This is a genomic window from Pelagibacterium luteolum, from assembly GCF_900100665.1.
GTDB classification, from domain to species: Bacteria; Pseudomonadota; Alphaproteobacteria; order Rhizobiales; family Devosiaceae; genus Pelagibacterium; species Pelagibacterium luteolum.
Window position 1 is genome coordinate 552,630 of the sequence record NZ_FNCS01000001.1, and the last position, 21,169, is coordinate 573,798.

Annotated in this window: 21 protein-coding genes; 10 read left to right on the forward strand and 11 right to left on the reverse strand. The window is 61.1% G+C overall.

Annotation, left to right across the window (positions count from 1 at the left end; genetic code table 11):
• Positions 1-106: 106 nt before the first annotated feature.
• Both dnaJ and dnaK read right to left on the reverse strand, forming a co-directional pair.
• Entirely contained in the window at positions 107-1,240 is a 1,134-nt protein-coding gene (gene dnaJ, locus BLR31_RS02675) for a molecular chaperone DnaJ (RefSeq protein ID WP_090591046.1), read from the reverse strand.
• 284 nt (positions 1,241-1,524) lie between these two features.
• The gene (dnaK, locus tag BLR31_RS02680; protein ID WP_090591050.1) at positions 1,525-3,441 is read right to left on the reverse strand and encodes a molecular chaperone DnaK; all 1,917 of its coding nucleotides are present in this window, start codon (positions 3,439-3,441) and stop codon (positions 1,525-1,527) included.
• A 281-nt stretch (positions 3,442-3,722) separates the two neighbouring features.
• Between dnaK and BLR31_RS02685 the strand changes: the two genes are divergently transcribed.
• Positions 3,723-4,070, forward strand: coding sequence for a hypothetical protein (locus BLR31_RS02685; protein WP_090591053.1), 348 nt, complete (start codon positions 3,723-3,725; stop codon positions 4,068-4,070).
• A gap of 33 nt (positions 4,071-4,103) precedes the next feature.
• Here the strand turns inward: BLR31_RS02685 and grpE are convergent, their stop codons facing one another.
• The gene (gene grpE / locus BLR31_RS02690; RefSeq protein WP_210183880.1) at positions 4,104-4,790 is read right to left on the reverse strand and encodes a nucleotide exchange factor GrpE; all 687 of its coding nucleotides are present in this window, start codon (positions 4,788-4,790) and stop codon (positions 4,104-4,106) included.
• A gap of 216 nt (positions 4,791-5,006) precedes the next feature.
• Entirely contained in the window at positions 5,007-6,095 is a 1,089-nt protein-coding gene (gene hrcA, locus BLR31_RS02695; protein ID WP_090591056.1) for a heat-inducible transcriptional repressor HrcA, read from the reverse strand.
• A gap of 218 nt (positions 6,096-6,313) precedes the next feature.
• Between hrcA and rph the strand changes: the two genes are divergently transcribed.
• The 6 genes from rph to gshB all read left to right on the forward strand — a co-directional run bounded on the left by rph (position 6,314) and on the right by gshB (position 11,274).
• Positions 6,314-7,033 carry a ribonuclease PH gene (gene rph / locus BLR31_RS02700; RefSeq protein ID WP_090591060.1) on the forward strand — a complete coding sequence of 240 codons (720 nt, stop codon included), beginning with the start codon at positions 6,314-6,316 and terminating at the stop codon, positions 7,031-7,033.
• Positions 7,034-7,035: 2 nt separating this feature from the next.
• Entirely contained in the window at positions 7,036-7,653 is a 618-nt protein-coding gene (rdgB, locus tag BLR31_RS02705; protein WP_425287207.1) for an RdgB/HAM1 family non-canonical purine NTP pyrophosphatase, read from the forward strand.
• Positions 7,650-8,801 carry a radical SAM family heme chaperone HemW gene (gene hemW, locus BLR31_RS02710; RefSeq protein WP_090591067.1) on the forward strand — a complete coding sequence of 384 codons (1,152 nt, stop codon included), beginning with the start codon at positions 7,650-7,652 and terminating at the stop codon, positions 8,799-8,801. The genes rdgB and hemW overlap by 4 nt, the downstream gene beginning before the upstream one ends.
• 268 nt (positions 8,802-9,069) lie before the next feature.
• Complete coding sequence (rsmI, locus tag BLR31_RS02715; RefSeq protein ID WP_090592059.1) at positions 9,070-9,954, forward strand: 16S rRNA (cytidine(1402)-2'-O)-methyltransferase; 885 nt, start codon at positions 9,070-9,072, stop codon at positions 9,952-9,954.
• On the forward strand, positions 9,923-10,312 hold the full coding sequence (locus tag BLR31_RS02720; RefSeq protein ID WP_090591071.1) for a YraN family protein: 390 nt from the start codon (positions 9,923-9,925) through the stop codon (positions 10,310-10,312). Before rsmI ends, BLR31_RS02720 begins: the two co-directional genes overlap by 32 nt.
• 20 nt (positions 10,313-10,332) lie before the next feature.
• Positions 10,333-11,274 (forward strand): glutathione synthase, encoded by a 942-nt coding sequence (gshB, locus tag BLR31_RS02725; protein WP_090591075.1) that lies wholly within the window; start codon positions 10,333-10,335, stop codon positions 11,272-11,274.
• Positions 11,275-11,278: 4 nt separating this feature from the next.
• Here gshB and BLR31_RS02730 read toward each other — a convergent pair whose 3' ends face one another.
• Complete coding sequence (locus tag BLR31_RS02730) at positions 11,279-11,569, reverse strand: DUF4287 domain-containing protein (protein ID WP_090591078.1); 291 nt, start codon at positions 11,567-11,569, stop codon at positions 11,279-11,281.
• A 155-nt stretch (positions 11,570-11,724) separates the two neighbouring features.
• On the opposite strand from BLR31_RS02730, the gene BLR31_RS02735 reads away from it, so the two are divergent.
• On the forward strand, positions 11,725-12,351 hold the full coding sequence (locus BLR31_RS02735) for a MarC family protein (RefSeq protein WP_090591082.1): 627 nt from the start codon (positions 11,725-11,727) through the stop codon (positions 12,349-12,351).
• 6 nt (positions 12,352-12,357) lie between these two features.
• On the opposite strand, the gene BLR31_RS02740 is transcribed toward BLR31_RS02735, so the two are convergent.
• Both BLR31_RS02740 and BLR31_RS02745 read right to left on the reverse strand, forming a co-directional pair.
• A complete protein-coding gene (locus BLR31_RS02740) occupies positions 12,358-13,197 on the reverse strand; it encodes a glycoside hydrolase family 25 protein (RefSeq protein ID WP_090591085.1) in 840 nt (279 codons plus the stop codon).
• Between the two features lie 132 nt (positions 13,198-13,329).
• Positions 13,330-13,695, reverse strand: a complete 366-nt coding sequence (locus BLR31_RS02745; RefSeq protein ID WP_244504922.1) for a response regulator — start codon at positions 13,693-13,695, stop codon at positions 13,330-13,332.
• A gap of 290 nt (positions 13,696-13,985) precedes the next feature.
• Here BLR31_RS02745 and BLR31_RS02750 point away from each other — a divergent pair, with 290 nt between their 5' ends.
• Positions 13,986-15,506, forward strand: coding sequence for a YifB family Mg chelatase-like AAA ATPase (locus tag BLR31_RS02750; protein WP_090591092.1), 1,521 nt, complete (start codon positions 13,986-13,988; stop codon positions 15,504-15,506).
• A gap of 20 nt (positions 15,507-15,526) precedes the next feature.
• Here the strand turns inward: BLR31_RS02750 and BLR31_RS02755 are convergent, their stop codons facing one another.
• The 3 genes from BLR31_RS02755 to BLR31_RS02765 form a co-directional block, all read right to left on the reverse strand.
• Positions 15,527-17,104 (reverse strand): peptide chain release factor 3, encoded by a 1,578-nt coding sequence (locus BLR31_RS02755; RefSeq protein WP_090592062.1) that lies wholly within the window; start codon positions 17,102-17,104, stop codon positions 15,527-15,529.
• Positions 17,105-17,288: 184 nt separating this feature from the next.
• Positions 17,289-18,584 carry an isocitrate lyase gene (aceA, locus tag BLR31_RS02760; protein ID WP_090591096.1) on the reverse strand — a complete coding sequence of 432 codons (1,296 nt, stop codon included), beginning with the start codon at positions 18,582-18,584 and terminating at the stop codon, positions 17,289-17,291.
• Between the two features lie 197 nt (positions 18,585-18,781).
• On the reverse strand, positions 18,782-19,003 hold the full coding sequence (locus BLR31_RS02765) for a hypothetical protein (protein ID WP_090591100.1): 222 nt from the start codon (positions 19,001-19,003) through the stop codon (positions 18,782-18,784).
• A 162-nt stretch (positions 19,004-19,165) separates the two neighbouring features.
• Between BLR31_RS02765 and BLR31_RS02770 the strand changes: the two genes are divergently transcribed.
• Positions 19,166-20,593, forward strand: coding sequence for a helix-turn-helix domain-containing protein (locus tag BLR31_RS02770; protein WP_090591104.1), 1,428 nt, complete (start codon positions 19,166-19,168; stop codon positions 20,591-20,593).
• A 20-nt stretch (positions 20,594-20,613) separates the two neighbouring features.
• On the opposite strand, the gene BLR31_RS02775 is transcribed toward BLR31_RS02770, so the two are convergent.
• Entirely contained in the window at positions 20,614-21,069 is a 456-nt protein-coding gene (locus tag BLR31_RS02775; RefSeq protein WP_090591108.1) for a MarR family winged helix-turn-helix transcriptional regulator, read from the reverse strand.
• Between the last annotated feature and the right edge of the window lie 100 nt (positions 21,070-21,169).

Consider the following 21,169-nt stretch of genomic DNA (forward strand, 5'->3'; position numbering starts at 1 on the left):
TGCGCACGCAATGTCGGCGCTGCCGATCAGCTGCGCCAACCACACAACCAACGTCCGGAATAGCCTCTCCCGTGCCCCCGAGCTTCAAAAAACCCGGCTAACTCCGTTAGCCTGTGAACATGGTTTTGAGTTTGTCGAAAAAGCCTTCCGAGGAGGGGGAGTTTTCTCGGCTGGAGATTTCTTCGAATTCCTCAAGCAGTTCGCGCTGGCGCTTGGTGAGCTTTTGCGGAGTTTCGACGTCGAGTTGGACGTAGAGATCGCCGATCTGCTGGCTGCGCAGGACGGGCATGCCCTTGCCCTTGAGGCGAACGCGCTGGCCGGGCTGGGTGCCTTCATTGACCTTGACCTTGGCGCGGGCGCCTTCGAGGGTCGGGACTTCGAATTCGCCGCCGAGCGCCGCGGTAGCCATGGAGATGGGCACCTTGGCGTAGAGATCGGCGCCGTCGCGCTGGAAGAGTTGGTGCGGCTTGACCGAAACGAAAATGTAAAGATCGCCGGTCGGCCCGCCGCGTAGGCCCGCTTCACCTTCGCCGCCGAGACGAATGCGCGTGCCGTCCTCGATACCCTTGGGAATATCGACCGAGAGTGTGCGCGAGGTCTGCTTGCGGCCCTGACCGTTACAGTCGGTGCAGGGCTGGTCCATGGTTTCGCCGCGCCCGTGACATTGGGGGCAGGTCTGCTGGATGGTGAAAAACCCTTGCGCCGCGCGCACCTTGCCGTGGCCACCACACATACGACAGGTCGAAAATCCGGTGCCGGGCTTGGCGCCGGTCGCGTCGCAAGTTTCGCAGCCGATGAGAGAAGGCACGTCGATATCGACGGTGGTCCCGGCAAAGGCGTCTTCGAGGGCGATTTCGAGATTGTAGCGCAGATCGGACCCGCGCTGGCGACCGTCGCGCTGGCGCTGGCCGCGCGCGCCGCCCATGAACTCGCCGAAGATGTCTTCGAAAATGTCCGACATCGATGAGGAAAAATCGTTGCCGAACCCGGCAGCGCCCGCGCCCCCACCGCCATTGGTGAAGGCCGCGTGGCCGAACCGGTCATAGGCCGCACGCTTTTGCGGGTCCTTGAGCGTGTCGTAAGCTTCGGACACTTCCTTGAACTTGTGCTCGGCCTCGGCATTCCCCGGATTGCGATCGGGGTGATACTGCATGGCCAGCTTGCGATAGGCGGACTTCAGCCCTGCCGCGTCGCAACCCTTTTCGACCCCGAGCACGGAATAAAAATCGGCTTTGGACATGGATTAGAAATTCCCCTGTTCGGTGGAGGCCTGCCTTGCCGCAAGGGGGAAGGAAGTGGACGGGTGCAAGATCATCTCTTGTGCCAAATCAACCGTTCGTGTCTGTGCGATGGCGCCGGCGGCGAGAACCGCCGGCATTGCGAGTAGGTAAGTATCGTTGTCGCCTGTTACCATAGGCGAGAGCGAAACTGCCAGTATCACGGGCGCTATGGCTGATTCACGTGAAACCGGCGCAAAAAACAATGCCGCCCGAAGGCGGCATTGCATGCGTAGAGCCAAAAGGCTTAGGCCGACTTCTTGTCGTCGTCGTCCTTGACCTCTTCGAAGTCGGCATCGACCACGTCGTCGTCCTGATCCTTGGCGGCATCACCGGCTGCTGCGGCCTCGGCTTCTTCCTGGCTGGCCTTGTACATGGCTTCGCCAAGCTTCATCGAGACCTGAGCGAGCGCGGCGGCCTTTTCCTTGATGGCTTCGGCGTCGTCGCCTTCAAGCGCGGCCTTGGTATCGGCGATCGCGGCTTCGATTTCCGACTTGATGTCGGGGGTCACCTTGTCGCCGTGCTCCTTGATCGAGGATTCGGTCGAGTGCACGAGGCTTTCGGCCTGGTTTTTCGCTTCGACAACTTCGCGGCGCTTCTTGTCGGCGTCGGCGTTGACTTCGGCGTCCTTGACCATCTTTTCGATGTCGGCGTCAGACAGACCACCCGAGGCCTGGATGCGGATCTGCTGCTCCTTGCCGGTGCCCTTGTCCTTGGCCGAAACATTGACAATGCCGTTGGCGTCGATGTCGAAGGTCACCTCGACCTGTGGCACGCCACGGGGGGCCGAGGGGATGCCGACGAGATCGAACTGGCCGAGCATCTTGTTGTCGGCCGCCATTTCGCGCTCACCCTGGAAGACCCTGATGGTCACCGCGGACTGGTTGTCTTCGGCGGTGGAGAACACCTGGCTCTTCTTGGTCGGGATCGTAGTGTTGCGATCGATCAGACGGGTAAAGACGCCACCGAGCGTTTCGATGCCCAGCGAAAGCGGGGTCACGTCGAGCAGCAGGACATCCTTGACGTCACCCTGCAGCACGCCGGCCTGGATGGCAGCACCCATGGCGACGACTTCGTCGGGGTTCACGCCCTTGTGGGGTTCCTTGCCAAAGAAGTTCTTCACCTCTTCCTGAACCTTGGGCATGCGGGTCATGCCGCCAACGAGGACGACTTCGTCGATCTCACCAGCCGAAATCCCGGCATCCTTAAGCGCTGCACGGCACGGATCGATGGTGCGCTTGATCAGGTCTTCGACAATCGATTCGAATTTCGCGCGTGTGAGCTTGAGCTGAAGGTGCTTCGGGCCCGACGCGTCGGCGGTGATGAACGGCAGGTTCACTTCTGTCTGAGAAGCGGACGAGAGTTCGATCTTGGCCTTTTCGGCGGCTTCCTTCAAACGCTGCAGTGCGAGCTTGTCGCCACGCAGATCGATGCCCTGCTCTTTCTTGAACTCGTCGGCGAGGTAATCGACGAGACGCATGTCGAAATCTTCACCGCCCAGGAACGTGTCACCGTTCGTGGACTTCACTTCGAAAACGCCATCGCCGATCTCGAGAATCGAGATATCGAACGTGCCACCGCCAAGGTCATAAACCGCGATCGTGCCCGCTTCGCGCTTTTCGAGCCCATAGGCGAGCGCGGCGGCGGTCGGTTCGTTGATGATGCGCAGGACTTCAAGACCGGCGATCTTGCCGGCGTCTTTCGTCGCCTGGCGCTGGCTGTCGTTGAAGTAGGCCGGAACGGTGATCACGGCCTGGGTGACGGTTTCACCCAGATAGCTCTCGGCGGTTTCCTTCATCTTGGTGAGGATCATGGCCGAGACTTCCGAGGGGGAAGACTTCTTGCCATTGGCCTCGACCCAGGCGTCGCCATTGTCGGCCTTGACGATCTTGTAGGGCACGAGGCCCTTGTCCTTGGTGACCATGGGGTCTTCGAAGCGGCGGCCGATCAGGCGCTTGACGGCAAAGAGCGTGCCTTCTGGGTTGGTCACGGCCTGACGCTTGGCCGGCTGGCCGACGAGGCGTTCGCCATCACCGGAAAATGCCACCATAGACGGCGTCGTGCGCGCGCCTTCGGCATTTTCGATCACTTTGGGGGTCTTGCCGTCCATGACGGCGACGCACGAATTGGTCGTGCCCAGGTCGATACCGATTACTTTAGCCATTTATACTGCCTCACTTTCACGAGCGAACCTTCTTGATTTGGCCTCTTCCGCTCCGACGCGCCCGTTTCGAGCGGCATCGCACCGGATAAGAAGCGACCAGGTCCCTCTGGGATGCGTTGGTCAACAAACCTGCCCGTCACCGGGCTTGGGGGCTATATAAGGAGGTGCTCTCACCCCTTCAAGCGCGCTTCGATGTTCAAAACGGACCTTTTTTGTGTCCGCCTCGCCTTTGCCACTGCTTTGGGCCATGGTCGCGGCCCTCATATGGATAAGGATATCTCATGAACAAGACGGCACTCGCTTTCGCCCTTTGCGTCTCCGCTTTCGCGCCGGCAGCGCAGGCCCAGGACATGCCCGTGGAGGCCGATCTTTTGTTCTGGTGCGGTTCGGCTTTTGCCATGATGGCGGCTGTGGCCGAAACGCCCGAAGAGACCGAAACCGCGCTGGCTGCGAGCGCAATGCTGTCGGAACGCGGGGCAATGTATATGTTCGAGGCCGGGATCGACGCGGAGGATGGCGCAGCGCTTTTGGAGCGCTATGACGCGCAAGTGGTCAATGAATTCGAGACGGGCCAGTTTTCCTACGAAGCGAGCATGTGCGCCGATCTGATCACGCCGCCCGAACAATAGAAAAAAGCCCGCCGATCTGGCGGGCTTTGCGCATCATGCCGATTTGTCGATGCCTTCGCCGGGCGCGGGCGGGTCGATATCGGGCCGCGGGCCGGCCTTGCCGCCGCCTTTCGAGACCCCGACCATGGCGGGCCTGAGGATGCGTTCGCCGATCGCGTAACCGGTCTGGACCACCTGCACGACGGTGCCGTCCGGAACCGTGGTATCGGGCACTTCAAACATTGCCTGGTGCCGGTGGGGATCGAATTTTTCGCCCTGCGCCTCGATCGGCTTGACGCCGTTCTTTTGCAGCAGGCGCTGCATTTCGCGCTCGGTCATCTCGATGCCTTCGATGAGCGATTTAAGCGACCCATCTGCGGTTTCGCGCACTTCGGCCGGCATCACCATCAGCGCACGTGAGAGGTTGTCGGTAGCGACCAGCATGTCACGGGCAAACCCGGCAATGGCGTAGGAGCGCGTGTCGGCGATTTCGCGCTCGGTACGCTTACGCAGATTTTCCATCTCGGCCGCGGTACGCAGCACCTGATCGCGCAATTGCTCTTTTTCAGCTTCGAGCTGGGCGATGATCTCTTCAGGCGTGGGTTCGACCGGTCCGTCTTGCTGCGCATCGGGAGCGGCCGCATTGTCGACCTGCGGCTCGTCGTTTTTCTCGGGCGTCGTGTTGTCGTCGCTCATGATTGTCTCTTTACCGCTGGGGGATTGGGAAGGGTTGCCCGCCATATCGGCCAAAGGCGCAGATTTTTCAAGTGCGAGGGTTTTTGGATCCAACCAATCCCATACCAACGTATGTCACCCCGGGCGAAGACCCGGGGCCCAGTATGCTCGGTCTGCAATGGGATATCTTGGCTAATCTCAAACGCGGAGGATACTGGTTCCCGGCGCAAGGCCGGGATGACGGTTGTGAGCGTTGCAGCGTCGGGGCAAAACCACCGATGGCTAAAGCTCGCCCTTTTTCGAAATCAGCCGCGAGACCACGTGGGCTGTATAATCGACCACCGGCACGATGCGCGCGTAGTTAAGTCGCGTCGGACCGATGACCCCGAGGACACCGACGACCTTGTCGTTGGCGTCCTTGTAGGGCGAGAGCACGACAGATGAGCCCGAGAGTGAAAACAGCTTGTTTTCAGACCCGATGAAAATTCGAACGCCCTGGGCGGTTTCGGCGTCGTTCAAAAGCTCGATCAGTCCCTTTTTCGATTCGATTTCGTCGAAAAGCTGGCGTACGCGGGCCAGATCCTCGGACGCCATGGCGTCGTCTATGAGGTTGGCGCGGCCCCTGACGATCAGCGTCGGGGCGGAGCTGTCGGCTTCGATCATCGACGCAAGGCCCGCATCGACGAGGCGCTGGGCGATTGTGTCGAGCTCCAGCCGCTGGCTTTCGCTCTGCCGGCGAATCGCTTCGCGCGCTTCCTTTAAGGTCTTGCCCACGATGTGATGGGCGAGAAAGTTCGATGCCTGGGTCAAGGCGCTGGCTGTGAGACCCGGCGGCAACGCGATGATGCGGTTTTCGACCTGTCCGTCTTCGCCCACGAGGATCGCCATGGCGCGCTCGGGATCGAGCCGCACGAATTCGAGATGCTTTAAGACCATATCGGCCTTGGCCGCGATCACCATGCCCGCGCCATGCGACAGGCCTGAAAGCAACGCACTGGCTTCGTTCAAAAGATCTTCGACCCGGCCCGAGCGGCTGCCGCCGGAAATGTTGCGGGCGATCTGGTCGCGCTCGGTGTCGTCCATGGCGCCGACTTCGAGCATGGCGTCGACGAAAAATCGCAGGCCCTCCTGGGTCGGCGCGCGCCCCGCAGAGGTGTGGGGCGCCGCGATCAGGCCCAGTTCCTCGAGATCGGCCATGACGTTACGGACCGAAGCCGGCGAGAGCTGCATGTCGAGCATCTTGGAAATCGCCCGCGATCCGATCGGTTCGCCGGTTTCGAGATAGCGTTCGACCAGCCGCCGGAAGATGTCCTGACTGCGAGTCGAAAGGGCCTCTAAAAATTCCGACGAATTGCGCGGGCTTGTGTCCATAGTCACCATTCTAGAGTGCGGTCAGGAAAAGGTGGAGACTTTTCCGGCTCCATCGCGCCACCAAAAAATTTGGCTCCAAACCCTCTCAAATGCCTCGGATTAACTAGTTAAGCGAAATCAGGTGAGCCGCCAAGAGCGCGGCGCTTGTTCGCGACTCTCCGAAGCGTTAAGAGCTTGGTAACCAAACCGATCACGTAATCACCAAGGACTCTCAACTAATGCGGCCAAGCGGACGAGCTTTCGACCAGATGCGCGATGTCACCCTCGAAATGGGTGTTGCGCCACAAGCCGAAGGCTCTTGCCTGGTTGCATTCGGGCGCACGCGCGTTCTGTGCACGGCAAGCGTCGAGACGACCCTTCCCCCCTGGCGCCGTAATCAGGGCATGGGCTGGGTCACGGCCGAATACGGCATGCTGCCCCGCGCCACCGGTTCGCGCACCCGCCGCGAGGCGACGGCCGGCAAGCAATCGGGCCGCACCCAGGAAATCCAGCGCCTGATCGGGCGATCCTTGCGTGCCGTTGTCGACATGGGCGCCTTGGGTGAAAACCAGATCATTTTGGACTGCGACGTGCTCGAAGCCGATGGCGGCACCCGCACGGCAGCGATCACCGGCGCCTTTGTCGCGATGAGCGAAGCGATCGGGTGGATGAAGGCACGGTCGCTTTTGAAGGGCAATCCGATCCGCGACCATGTGGCGGCGGTCTCCTGCGGTATTTATCGTGGCACCCCGGTGCTCGATCTCGATTATCTCGAGGACAGCGAAGCGGAAACCGACGCCAATTTCGTTCTGACCGGCGCCGGTAAGTTCGTTGAAATCCAGGGCACCGCCGAGGGCGAAGCGTTTTCGGCCGAAGAGCTTAACGATTTGATCGCGCTTGCCCAAAAGGGCATCGGCGATCTCGTCGCGCGCCAGCGTTCAGTGCTGGAGGCAATATGAGCATAAAGCTCAAGCGCGGCGACAAACTGGTTCTGGCGACCCACAATGCCGGAAAGCTCGCCGAATTTCAGGACATGCTGAAAGATTTTGGTCTCGATATCGTTTCGGCTGGCGCACTCGGCCTGCCCGAGCCCGACGAAACCGGCACGACGTTTGTCGAAAACGCCCGCCTCAAGGCGCATGCCGCCGCCAAGGCGACGGGCGAAATCGCATTGTCCGATGATTCGGGAATTTCCGTTACTGCGCTCGATGGCGCGCCGGGAGTCTACACGGCCGATTGGGCCGGTGTTCCGCGCGATTTCAATAGGGCGATGCAAAAGGTGCATGATCTTCTGGTCGAAAAGGGCGCGACCGATCGCTCCGCACAGTTCAACGCTGTGCTCTGCCTCGCTTTGCCCGATGGCACCGACATGATTTTCGAAGGCGTGGCACCCGGCACGCTCGTCTGGCCGCCCGTCGGCGACAGCGGACATGGCTACGACCCGATGTTTTTGCCCGACGGGCATGAGAAGACCTTTGGCCAGATGACGGCCGAGGAAAAGCATTCATGGGCGCCCGGCAAGGAGGGCTTGTCCCACCGCGCCCGCGCCTTCGCAAAGTTCGTAAAGGAAGCCCTTTGAGCGCCAACACGCAATTCGGGATCTATGTGCATTGGCCGTTCTGCGCGGCCAAATGCCCCTATTGCGACTTCAATTCCCATGTTCATCACGGCAAGTTCGACGAGGACAGTTTCGTCACGGCCTATGTGAAAGAGATCGAGACAACGGCGGCGCGTGCGCCTGGTCGGCTGGTCGAATCGATCTTTTTTGGCGGTGGCACCCCCTCGCTGATGAAGCCTCAATCGGTCGGCACTATCCTTGAGGCGATCGGCAAGAACTGGCAGGTCTCCGACAGCGTCGAGATCACGCTTGAGGCCAACCCGACCTCGGTCGAGGCCGAGCGGTTCCGGGGCTATCGCGCCGCGGGCGTCAATCGCGTGTCGCTTGGCGTCCAGTCCCTGCGTCCGGAACCCTTGGCGCGGCTGGGCCGTCTGCATTCTGTGGACGATGCGGTGGCAGCGGTGCGGCTGGCGCAATCGATCTTCGATCGTTCGAGTTTCGACATCATCTATGCCCGCCCCGACCAGACGCTCGGTCAGTGGGAAGACGAATTGACCGAAGCGCTGGCGCTCTCGGACGGTCATCTGTCGCTCTACCAGCTGACGATTGAATCCGGCACGCGCTATTTCGACCTGTTTCGGGCCGGAAAGCTCAAAATGCCGTCGGAAGATCTCTCCGCCGACATGTTCGAGATGACTCAAGAACTGACGGCCTCCTACGGCATCCCGGCCTATGAGATTTCCAACCACGCCCGCCCCGGGCAGGAAAGCCGCCATAACCTCATCTATTGGCGCTACGGCGAATATGCCGGCATCGGCCCGGGCGCGCATGGGCGTTTGATCATGGGCGGCGCGCGCCACGCGACGGCGGCCGAAAAAATGCCGTTCAAATGGTGGGAAAAGGTCATCGAAACCGGCGACGGGCTGGTGATCGACGATACGCTGACCTGGGACGAAGAGGGCGATGAATATCTCGTTATGGGCCTGCGCCTGCGCGAAGGCATCGATCCGGCTCGTTATCAGGCCCTGGCCCGGCGGTCGCTGACGGCGACCCAGATCGCGTTTCTCAAAGACATCGGGTTCATCGAAACCCTGCCCAATGGCCGCCTGCGCGTCACCGACAAGGGCTGGCCGGTGCTCGACGCCGTGGTTGCGGATCTGGCGGCTTAGGCCGGGCGGCCTCCCAAGGCCCACCCTACCCCCAGCGTCATCCCGGCCCTGCGCCGGAATTCAATATGCTCCGCGCTTGTTTGATGCCGCTGTACTTAACTCGATTCCGAGCATACTGGCCCCCGCGGTCCCCGCTTTCGCGGGGACATGCTTTGCCCGGGGTGACAGACGGAGATTGTGTGCGCATCCCGGACATGGCCCCGCCTCGACTTTCACGACCCGGCTGCTACAAGACGGTTCGGGCCAGGCGCAGAAGGGGATCAGCGGCGTGAGTGATGAAAATGCCTTCGTGATCGCCGGTCACAAGATCAGCGCCGAGCGCCCGGCGCCCGGGCTCTATCCCGTTGCGACCCCGATCGGCAATCTGAAGGACATCACGCTGCGCGCCCTCGAAATCCTGGCGGGCGCCGATCTGGTTCTATGCGAGGACACGCGCCATTCGGCACGGCTGTTCGACGCCTATGGCATTAAGACGCCGCGCACCGCGCTCCATGAACACAATGAGCGCGCTCGGATCGATTCGATCCTTGCTCAGATCGGTGAGGGCAAGGCCATTGCGCTGATTTCCGATGCCGGAACGCCGCTGCTCTCGGATCCAGGCTTCCCGCTGGTGCGCGCCGCGCGCGAAGACGGGATCGATATCTTCCCTGTCCCCGGCCCCTCGGCGCTGCTGGCCGCTTTGACCGGCGCAGGGCTGCCGACCGATGCGTTTGCCTTTTTCGGCTTTTTGCCACCCAAAACCGGCCAGCGCACCAACGCACTCGCACCGCTCGCCACGCGCGCCGAAACGCTGGTGTTTTACGAATCCCCACGCCGGCTTGGCGCCGCGCTCGCCGATATGGCGGCAGTGTTCGGGCCAGAGCGTCGCGCCGTAGTGGCCATGGAGTTGACCAAGCGCTTCGAGCGGTTTTTGAGCGGTAGCCTTGCCGATCTGGCCAGCCAGTTTGTCGAGGATGCGAAGGGCGAGGCGGTGATCGTCGTCGCCGGGTCCGACGGCAGCGTGCCGCCGATCAGCGGCGATTGGGAAGAGGCGTTGGCCGAGGCCATGGCCGAAATGCCCCTGCGCGCCGCAGTCGACGCGGTGGCGCAAAAGTTCAACCTCAAGCGCAAGCAGGTTTACGATGCGGCCCTCAAGCGCAAGCAACAGTCCTGATCCGCGCCGCCGCGCTGAAAGGGCCGGGCGCAGGGCCGAAACCCTGGCGCTCTGGTATCTGCGCCTCAAGGGCTATCGCATCCTCAAGACGCGCTACAAATCCCCGGTGGGCGAGATCGATATCGTCGCCCGGCGCAAGACGATGATCGTGATGGTCGAGGTCAAGCATCGCTCGCGGGCTGATCAATTGGGCCTTGCCGATGCGCTGGGTGCCGTCGATACGCGCCGCATCGTGCGCTGTACCGAGTGGTTTCAGTCACAGCACCCCGCCTATCATCACTTTGATTTCCGCTTCGATGTGATAGCCATTGCGCCCGGGCGCTGGCCGTACCATCTGATCAATGCCTTTTCCGCCTGAGATTTTCCAAGGAGCCCTCGATGTCCCTTTCCGTCGCCGTTCAGATGGACCCCATCGACGCCATCAACCCGCTCGGCGATTCGAGCTTTGCCCTGATGCTCGAAGCTCAGGCGCGTGGACATACGCTCTCCTATTACACGCCCTCCTCGCTCGCCCAGCGCGGCAACAAGGTGACGGCGCGCGTGCATCGGGTGACGGTCGACGACAAGCAAAAGGGCATGCATTTCGCGCTCGAGGATTGGCAAAAGACCGATCTATCTGCGTTCGACGTGATCTTGCTGCGTCAGGATCCGCCGTTCGACATGAACTACATCACAACGACCCACATGCTCGAGCTGGTTCACCCCAAGGCGCTGGTGGTCAATCACCCCAGGGAAGTGCGCAATGCGCCCGAAAAAATCCTCGTCACCAGTTTCCCCGAGCTGATGCCCGATACGCTGATCACCCGCGACGAGGCCGAAATCCGCGCGTTTCGGGCCGAGTTCGGCGACATCGTTCTAAAGCCGCTATTCGGCAATGGCGGTGCGGGCGTGTTCCGCATCAAGCAGGATGATGAAAACCTCGGTTCGCTACTGGAAATGTTCAACGCCAATTTCCGCGAACCCTTCATGATCCAGCGCTATCTCCCCGATGTGCGCAAGGGCGACAAGCGCATCATCCTCGTTGATGGCAAGCCGGTCGCCGGTCTCAACCGCATCCCCATGGAGGGCGAAGCACGCTCCAACATGCACGCCGGCGGACGGCCCGAGCTGTCGGAATTGACGGCGCGCGAGCACGAGATTTGCGAGATTATCGGACCGGAACTCAAAAAGCGCGATTTGATCTTTGTCGGCATTGACGTGATCGGCGGGTATCTGACGGAGATCAACGTCACCTCCCCCACCGGTATCCGCGAGGTCAAGCGCTTCGGCGGGCCCGACATCGCGGTCCTGGTCTGGGACGCGATCGAAACGCGGCGCTAGCGTTTCACGCAGGCTTGGTCGCGATCCCGTCGAGCCACAGCGTATCGCTCTCATCGCGATGCGCGCCTGTGGTGCCAACATGCTTGGCGTCGATTTTCGGCCCGTTCTTGATAACGTGGACCATCGCCATGCCATGGCCGCGGCCAAGTTCATAGTCGGTCTTCAACCAATCGAGGATCACGCTAGCCTTGATCTTGGGGTCATCGAACCCCTTGTCCTGCGCAAGCTTTACGATCTGGCGAGGCGTCAGCCCGGTCTTTTTCTCCACGGCATCGAGATAGGCTTGAAACGACATCGGGTCTTTCCTTTTGCGATTGGTTTGATCCCCAATATGACGATCTTGTCCCCGCAATGCCGACCTCGATTAGGAGCAGGGCTTGCGATTGCGCCAGTTCGCTATAGGGTCGCCGCCTTGATTCACGTGGAACAGACCGGGTTTTGGGGCCTTCGATGACCGCCAGTTTTTTCGTCGCCTTCGCGACGTTTTTCGCGACGGTCGGCGTTGCCGATATCGCGTTCATCTTTGCCGGGCTGACCCGTAGCTACACGGCGCGCCAGCGCGTGGTTGCGGCCACCCGCGGCGTTGTAATCGCGACGGCAATCCTGTTGTTTTTCGCCTTTGTGGGCAATCTCATTCTCGATGTGTTCGGCATCACCCTCCCCGCGCTGCGCGTGGCTGGCGGTATTTTGCTGCTCTTGATCGCCATCGACATGGTGTTTGCCCGCCATTCGGGCGGCACCGGTACGACGACCGAAGAAGAGGCCGAGGGCATGACCCGCGAGGATATTTCGGTCTTTCCTCTCGCCATGCCGCTTCTGGCCGGCGCCGGCTCGATTTCGGCGGTGATCCTGTTCACCACCAGTGCAAGCTCGGACATGGAGTTCTGGGTGATTGTCGGTGCGCTTGTCGCCACGCTTTTCCTGGCTTGGCTGGCGCTGCTGGTCGCCATTCCCATCCAGCGGCTTTTGGGGCTGACCGGCATGTCGGTCGTCACCCGCGTGGTCGGCATCCTTTTGACCGCGCTCGCCGTCCAGTTCATCTTCGACGGCGTGCGCGAGAGTGGCGTTCTGGGATAAGCGCGCCTATTTCAGCGGCGCGCAGCGTCCCTGAGGTGCGAGGCGCAGATAGGTTCTCGGGTCGCAGCCGGTCATGAAGAACTGAATCCAGTCGCTTTCCGAGCCGAACCATGCGTTCCTGTCCACATCGCCCGAAATGCCCGGCACGGTGCCCGTCTGGGTATATTGCCAGAAGGTGAAGTCGCGGTTGCGGTAACGGTCGCGGGGTTCCGCTGCCACCGAGCGCAGCCACATCGGATTGTCGAGCGGCACGCCTTCCAAAATGTCGCGATGGAAATTAATATCGGTATAGATGATCGGCACCTTGCCCGTATGGGCTTCCATGCCCGCAAGGATCACCCGCACCTTGGCCAGAACCTCGTCACGCGTCAGGTTCGGTTTGCACGCCGAATGATTGTTCCACTCAAGATCGAGCACCGGCGGCAAGGCGTCGGGTTCGGCCGGCACATTGGCGGCAAACCATGCGGCCTGTTCCTCGCCCGAGCGGCACCAATAGATGAAGTGATACGCCCCGCGCGGAATGCCCGCTGCGCGCGCGCCATCCCAGTTGCGACGGAAATTGGGGTCGAGATGGTCGCCACCATCGGTCGCCTTGATAAAGGCAAATCGTGTGCCTGCCTGCGCGACCGTACGCCAGTCGATATTGCCCTGATGGCGCGAGATATCGATGCCATGGATGGGAAGAGAATGCGCCCGCGCAACACCGGGATGGGGTTTGCTGTCACCCTTGGCCGGATAATAATTATGCCCACAAGCTGCCAGAATGCCGGCAAGCGCCAATCCGACGGCAAGCGGCAGGAATTTCTTGGCCAGGGCGGGTATCGCGAAGGCACGCTGTTGGGGCATGGATACGATAAACTCGACAATTTGATTGAAACTGGGTTCAAATTGTCTCGCCCATTTTCCCTTAACGCCGTCCTCACAAGCATGGTTAAGAGAGCGTAAAGCCTCTCATAAGTGGCCCGAACGCCTGATTTTTTAGACTGCGAAACTCCGCGCCTGATCGATCACCATCGAGGTGTCATATGGCTTGGGAATGAAGAGATCGGCATCCTCGTCCTCGACCGTCACACGGCCCGAGGTCACCAGAACGGCGATCTGCGGCCAGCGCGCCTTGATCGTATGCGCCAGATCGAGCCCGTTGAGCGTGCCGGGAAGTTCGACATCGGTAAAGACGAGACGGATCGAATTGCGCGATTCGAGCAGTTCCAGGGCTTCATCGGCGTCGGGCACTTCAATCACCGAAAAGCCGGCATCGACCAGCGCCAGGGTAATGTCCATGCGCACCAGGGGCTCGTCCTCGACGACCAGCACGAGGGGATGGATGTTATCGGGGGTCAACACAATACAAATCTCCAGGGTCGATTGGTCCGGTTTAAGGACCATGACGTTGAGGTCGCCGGCCAAAAAGGCGCGCCCTCACGCGTCTGGTTTTGGTGTCGTCTTAACAAATTAGGCCCAAATGGGGCTGCTTGTCTTCCGCTCAATGCGCGATGCCTCCCATCGTTCCCTCGTAAGGCGTGCGGAAACCGCGCGTCATGCGTGCAAAGACTGCATGTTCCACAAATGTTCTTGTCAGATCGTGCTCGGCCCGTTAACCTTTGGCAAGGATCAATTCCATGCGAGGGGACGGCATGGCAACGCGGATCACGACAGTCGCTTTCCAAGGCATCGATGCGGTGCCGGTCGACGTGCAGGTGCAGATAACGCCCGGCATGTTCAAGTTCAATATTGTCGGCCTGCCCGACAAGGCGGTGGGTGAAAGCCGCGAGCGCGTCCGGGCGGCGCTGATCGCATCGGGCTTGTCGCTGCCGATCAAGCACATCACCGTCAATCTCGCTCCCGCAGATCTGCCCAAGGAAGGGAGCCATTACGACCTGCCCATTGCGCTGGGCGTCATGGCAGCGATCGGCGCCATTCCGGGCGATATGCTGGAAAAATTCATGGTGCTGGGCGAGTTGGCACTCGACGGACGCGTCACCCATGTTGACGGCATCCTGCCCGCAGCGATTGCCGCCAATGCGCGCGATCTCGGCGTCATATGTCCCGCAAGTTGCGGCGCCGAAGCGGCCTGGGCGGGGGAAGATATCGAGATCATCGCCATCGATAATCTCTTTGCATTGGTCAACCATCTTGCCGGACGCCAGATCGCCGCGCGGCCCCAGCCCGTTCGAGCGCTACCCAATACCAGCGGCCCCGACCTGTCCGATCTGCGCGGACAGGACGTGGCGCGCCGGGCTTTAGAGGTCGCGGCGGCTGGGGGACATAATTTTTTGATGGTTGGACCGCCCGGCTCGGGCAAATCCATGCTGGCCCAGCGCCTGCCCTCGATCCTTCCCCCGCTCAATCCGCGCGAAATGCTCGACGTCTCGATGATTGCATCGATCGCCGGGGCGCTGAAAGGCAATGGGCTATCGGACCGGCGGCCATTCCGCGCGCCGCATCATTCTGCGTCCATGGCCGCTCTTGTGGGCGGTGGCTTGCGCGTGCGGCCCGGCGAGGTTTCGCTGGCGCATAATGGGGTTTTGTTTCTCGATGAATTGCCTGAATTCCAGCCCCAGACCCTCGACAGCCTGCGCCAGCCGCTCGAATCGGGTGAGACGGTCATCGCTCGCGCCAATGCGCGCGTCACCTACCCGTCGCGTTTCCAGCTCGTTGCGGCGATGAACCCGTGTAAATGCGGCATGGCGGGAACGCCGGGACACATTTGTCGGCGTGGCGAAAAATGTGCAGGCGATTATCAGGGGCGTGTTTCGGGCCCGTTTCTGGACAGGATCGACATTCGGATCGATGTGCCTGCAGTTTCGGCATCCGACATGATCGGCGCCAAGCCCGGTGAATCGAGCGCCGTGGTCGCCGAGCGTGTGGCGCGGGCTCGGGAGATACAGCGCCAGCGCTTTGCAGCGCTGGACATGCCCGACGTTCACACAAATTCGGCGGCGCCCGTTAATCTCATCGAACAGATCGTTGCGCCCGACGCCGAAAGCCAGGCGCTGCTGCTCAAGGCGGCCGACACATTCTCGCTTTCGGCCCGCGCCTATCACAGGGTGCTCAAGGTGGCGCGAACCCTTGCCGATCTGGCCGGCAGCGATACCGTGGCGCGGCCCCATATCGCCGAAGCGCTGAGTTATCGCATAAACATGGCGGGGGCTTGAGCACGGGGCGTTGATAAAGATCAGGCTGCGATGCCGCGGTCCTTGGTCGCCATGAACTCAAGCTCGGGATAATCCTTGGCGCAGCGGTCGATTTCCCACTGGCTGGGCGCCAGAAACACAGGATCGCCATAGCGGTCCTCGGCAATATTGAGCCTGTGGATCGCCGCGAATTTTTCGAACTGGGCGGCATTGTTGACCTTGACCCAGCGCGCCGTAACGTATTGTGCCGGCTCGATCCGGATCGGCACCGAATATTCGGCCTGTGCCCGGCTGGTCAGAACCTCGAGCTGCAATGGACCGACGGCGCCGACATAATAGCCCGAGCCGAGCGTCGGCTTGAACACCTGAACGACGCCCTCTTCGGCGAGATCGGACAGCGCTTTAGCGAGCTGTTTGGTCTTGGAGGCATCGGAGAGATGCACGCGGCGCAGCAACTCGGGCGCAAAATTGGGGATCCCCGTCACCGTCACGTCCTCACCATCGGTCAGCGTATCGCCCACCGAAAGCGTGCCGTGATTGGGAATGCCCACGACGTCGCCCGCCACGGCCTCATCTGCAAGTTCGCGCTCGCGCGCGAAAAAGAACATCGGGTTGGCAACCTTCAGATCCTTGCCCGAGCGCACGTTTTTAAGCCGCATGCCGCGCTTGAGCGTGCCCGACGCCACCCGCACGAACGCCACGCGATCGCGGTGGTTGGGGTCCATATTGGCCTGAACCTTGAAGACGAACCCCGTGCAGGCAGGATCGCCCGGCTCGACGGGTTGGGGCGCTGCCGGCTGGGTCCTGGGTTCGGGCGCAAATTTGCACACGGCTTCGAGCAGTTCACGCACCCCGATCGATTTGAGGGCTGAACCGAAATAAACCGGCGTCAGCGTCCCTTCTTCAAAGGCTGCCTGGTCAAATTTCGGCAAGGATTCGCGCGAGAGTTCGAGCCCTTCCATCGACGCAGCGATCTGCTGATTTTGCGTCGCGCCATAACGCTCAGCGATCGCCTCGACGCCGGGCGCATCGGTTTCCGGCTTGCCATCGGGGGCGATGAACCGGCCGCGTTCGAGATCGATCAGCCCGGAAAAGTCGACGCCTGCGCCCACCGGCCACATCATCGGCGCCGTATCGAGCGCCAGGGTCTCCATGATCTCGTCGAGAATTTCGAGCGTGTCGCGCGCTTCGCGGTCGATCTTGTTGACGAAGGTGATGATCGGGATGTCGCGCATGCGGCAGACTTCAAAGAGCTTGCGCGTCTGCGCCTCGATGCCCTTGGCGGCATCGAGCACCATGATCGCCGAATCCACAGCCGTCAGCGTGCGATAGGTGTCTTCGGAAAAGTCCGCGTGACCCGGCGTATCGAGAAGGTTGAGCGTCAGCCCGTCATGCTCGAAGGTCATCACCGACGAGGTGATCGAAATCCCGCGCTTTTGCTCGATCTCCATCCAGTCGGACCGCGTCCGGCGCCGCTCGCCGCGCTCCTTCACCTCGCCCGCCAGATGGATCGCGCCGGAATTGAGCAGCAGCTTTTCTGTCAGCGTCGTCTTGCCCGCGTCCGGGTGCGAAATGATCGCGAAAGTGCGGCGGGTCTTGTAACCCGTTGGAGCGGTCATGGGTCTGGCCTGGGGTGAAATGATCGGTTTGGCCGCTCCCATATCAAACTTGCCCGCAAAAACAAAAAGATTCAGGTGAAGCACCGATCCGCATTTGGCATGCGGCGCGGTTGATCTTCGGGAAATGCTTCACGTGAATCAAAAAGCCGGGGATAAGTTTGGCATCTCTCCCCGGCTTTGATCGCTAGTGGAACTGGGCGGTTTCGGTCGAACCGGCCATGGCGGTGGTCGAGCTTTCGCCCCCGCTCACGGCCGTCGCCACCGCGTCGAAATAGCTCGTCCCCACTTCGCGCTGATGCCGGGTTGCGGTGAACCCGTCCTTTTCGGCGGCAAATTCCGCCTGCTGCAACTCCGAATAGGCCGCCATGCCGCGATCCTTGTAGCCACGAGCCAGGCTGAACGTGGTGAGCGACAGATTGTGGTAACCGGCCAGAGTGATGAACTGGTATTTATACCCCATCGCCCCCAGTTCGCGCTGGAACGCGGCCATATCCGCCTCGCCCATATATTTCGCCCAATTGAATGATGGCGAGCAGTTATACGCCAGCATCTGGTTCGGATGCTGCTTGCGGATAGCTTCGGCGAAGCGTTTGGCGTCTTCAAGGCTTGGAGTCGAGGTCTCGCACCAGATGAGATCGGCATAGGGCGCATAGGCCAGCCCGCGCGCGATCGCCGCATCGAACCCGCCTTTGAGCCGATAGAACCCCTCTTCGGTGCGCTCCCCGGTGATAAAGGGCGCATCATACTCATCGACATCGGACGTGATGAGCTGCGCCGCCTCCGCATCGGTCCGCGCCATGATTAGCGTCGGCACGCCCATCACATCGGCGGCGAGCCGGGCGGCGTTGAGCGTGCGGATGAACGTCCTGGTGGGGACCAGCACCTTTCCACCCAGATGCCCGCATTTTTTCTCGGACGCCAACTGATCTTCGAAATGCACGGCGGCGGCTCCCGCCTCGATCATGGCCTTCATGAGCTCAAAGACATTGAGCGCGCCGCCGAACCCGGCCTCCGCATCGGCGATGATGGGCACGAAATAGTCGATCTCGGCATCCGATTTCCCGTCGAACCGCTCCATGGTCTGGATCTGGTCGGCGCGCTGCAGCGCCTTGTTGATGCGTTTGACGACCGAAGGCACGGAATCGACCGGATAGAGGGATTGATCGGGATACATATTGCCCGAGGAATTGGCGTCCGCCGCCACCTGCCAGCCCGAGAGGTAAATCGCCTTGAGCCCGGCCTTCACCTGCTGGACGGCCTGATTGCCGGTAAACGTGCCAAGCGTGGGCACGAAATCTTCGCTGGCGAGCAACTCCCACAAGCGCCGTGCCCCGTTTTCGGCCAAGGTATGCCGGATAGGCAATGAACCCGAAAGCCGCGCCACGTCGTCGGGCGTGTAATCGCGGGCGATTGTCGCCCAGCGATCAGGCGCCCAGTCTGGAGCCGCAAAGGTCGGCGGTGTCTTTGATTTCTCGAGCATTTTCAATCTCCTCCTTGGATTTAGAAACATAATGAAGCGTCTGGAGAACCTCAGCGCCTCCCTCGTCCGACCGCTTCGCGGCCACCTTCTCCCTCAAAGGGAGAAGGAACAAATTGTCCGGGGCGCCGGCATGCCCGCTGCACTGCCAAAGGAGCTAAGGGTGCGCAGCGCCGCGGCCAGGCGCAGTGTCGGCTGTCTCACCCTCGCCGCGAAAAGGTCGCCGCGACCATCTGGGCGCCGTTAAACAGCGTCTCGCCACCCGCCATGGTGAAGCTGTGCTTTCCGGCGCGGTGGACGATGGAATACTGGCGCTCGGCCAACCCTTGCGATTTGAAGCTCGCCATCACTTCCGCCATCGAGGGCGCGATGATGGTGATGAAGTCTTCGCTGGTCGTCTCGATCATGGTGTGAGCGGTCATGGCTCGTCTCCTCGTTGATGAGTAAAGAATTGACAACACAACGCGCAAACGCAAGACTAGAAGCGAAATCAGCGTGTTAGACTGTAAAGCGATGAAAAGTTCGGGACTGAAAATTGTAAAGCGAGTAAAGTTCTTGCGCTGAAAATTAGGTGGGAGGACCCGGTGGATCAGGATCAACTGCAGATCGGCGGACGCATCAAGCGCCTGCGCCGCAACAAGAAGATCAGCCAGGCCCAGCTGGCCGATGCGCTTGAGATTTCCGCGTCCTATCTCAATCTGATCGAGCACAATCGGCGCCGTATCACGGTGCCCTTGCTGTTTCGCATTGCAGGGTATTTCGGTGTCGAGCCGGGCGAACTTGCCGAAAGCGATGACGGAAGGCTGGCCGGCGATCTGATGGAAATGTTCGGCGACGATATTTTCGCCGATTCCGATCTCACCAACACCGACATCCGAGACCTTGCCACCAATCACCCTGCGGTCGGGCGCGCGGTGCTCAAGCTGTTCGATCAACTTCGCCACCTCCAGCGCCCCGAAGCGCGGGCCGGCGAAGAGGTGACGGGCACCGGCCATAACGTCGTCACCGAAGCTGTGTCGGACTATTTGCAGGAAAACGGCAATTACTTCGCGACGCTGGAGCGGGCCGCCGAGCGGGTTCGCAGCGATATCGACAATGCCGGCGAGGCCTTCGAGGCGGGGCTCAAGGCGTATCTCTTCAACGTCTTCGGCATCGAGACGCGCCTGTCCTCCCTGCCGCATGGCGTCGTGCGTCGGGTTGAATATAATGGCCGTGTGCTGGCGATTTCCGACACGCTCGAGCCGGAATCCGCACTCTTTGCCATGGCCCAGCACCTCTCCCTTCTGATCGCCGACACCGAGATCAAGGCGCTGATTGAAGAGAGCACGCTGCCGCAACCCGATTCTGTTGGACTGGCGCGCAATGTCCTGGCGTCTTACGTCGCTGCAGCGCTCATCATGCCCTATGAGCCGTTTTTCCGTGCCTGCCGCGACACCCGCTACGACATCGAACGCATCTCGCGGCGCTTTCGCGCCAGCTTCGAGCAGGTCTGCCACCGCATGACGACGCTGCAGCGCCCCTCGATGAGCGGCATTCCGCTCCATCTGGTCAGAACCGACATCGCCGGCAACATTTCAAAGCGCTTTTCCCTCTCGGGCATCCACATTCCACGTCATTCGGGCGCCTGCCCGCGCTGGAACGTCTATGCGGCCTTCCTCAATCCCGGCCAGATCAATATCCAGCTCAGCCAGATGCCTGATGGCCAACGCTATTTCTGTATTGCCCGCGCCATTGCCAAGGGCGCTTACGCCCATAACGCGCCGCGCCGTCACATCTCGATCGGGTTGGGTTGCCACATCAACCACGCATCGGCGATGATCTATGCCGACGGGATCGATCTTGCCGCGCCCGGTGGCGCCGTGCCGATCGGGGTCGGGTGCCGCATCTGCCCCCGCCGCGAATGCGGCCAGCGCGCCCATCCGCCTGCCGATCATCGCTTCGAGGCCCAGGACGATCAGCGGATGGTCAATCTCTATATGGGCCCGAACGATTATCGCGCGGCACCCGACTGATAACTGGGATTGGCGGATAGCTATGTGCAGCCGCGCGACGCATCCAGAGCCTTGCTCAAGGCGTTGATCTCGTCGCGCAGGCGCATGACGTCGGGCAGGTCACGACCGCTGGCGCAGGCCACCGCTTCGGGAATGGCTTTCGCCTCCGCCTTCAATTGACGGCCCTTTTCGGTAAGCGTCACCACGACGCGGCGTTCGTCTTCCGCGCTGCGGGTGCGAACGACAAGGTCCGATGCCTCCAGCCGCTTGAGCAGCGGGGTCAGCGTGCCCGTATCGAGCCCGAGCCGCCGACCAATGCCGGTTACGGTCACCGGCTGTCCTTCCCAGAGGATCAGCATCACGAGATATTGCGGATAAGTCAGGCCCAAGGGCTGCAAAAGAGGCCGGTAAAGTCGGGAAAACGCCTGCCCGGCGGCATAAACCGCAAAGCACAATTGCTGTTCTGGGGCGAGAATGGGCGCATCGGCATCGGTCATAAAAAATATATCGCACAAAATTATATTGCACACAATATAAAATGGCGCTAGATAAGGTCATTCTTTCGCGGGTTTGAACTGCAGACACGCTCGGCGCGTT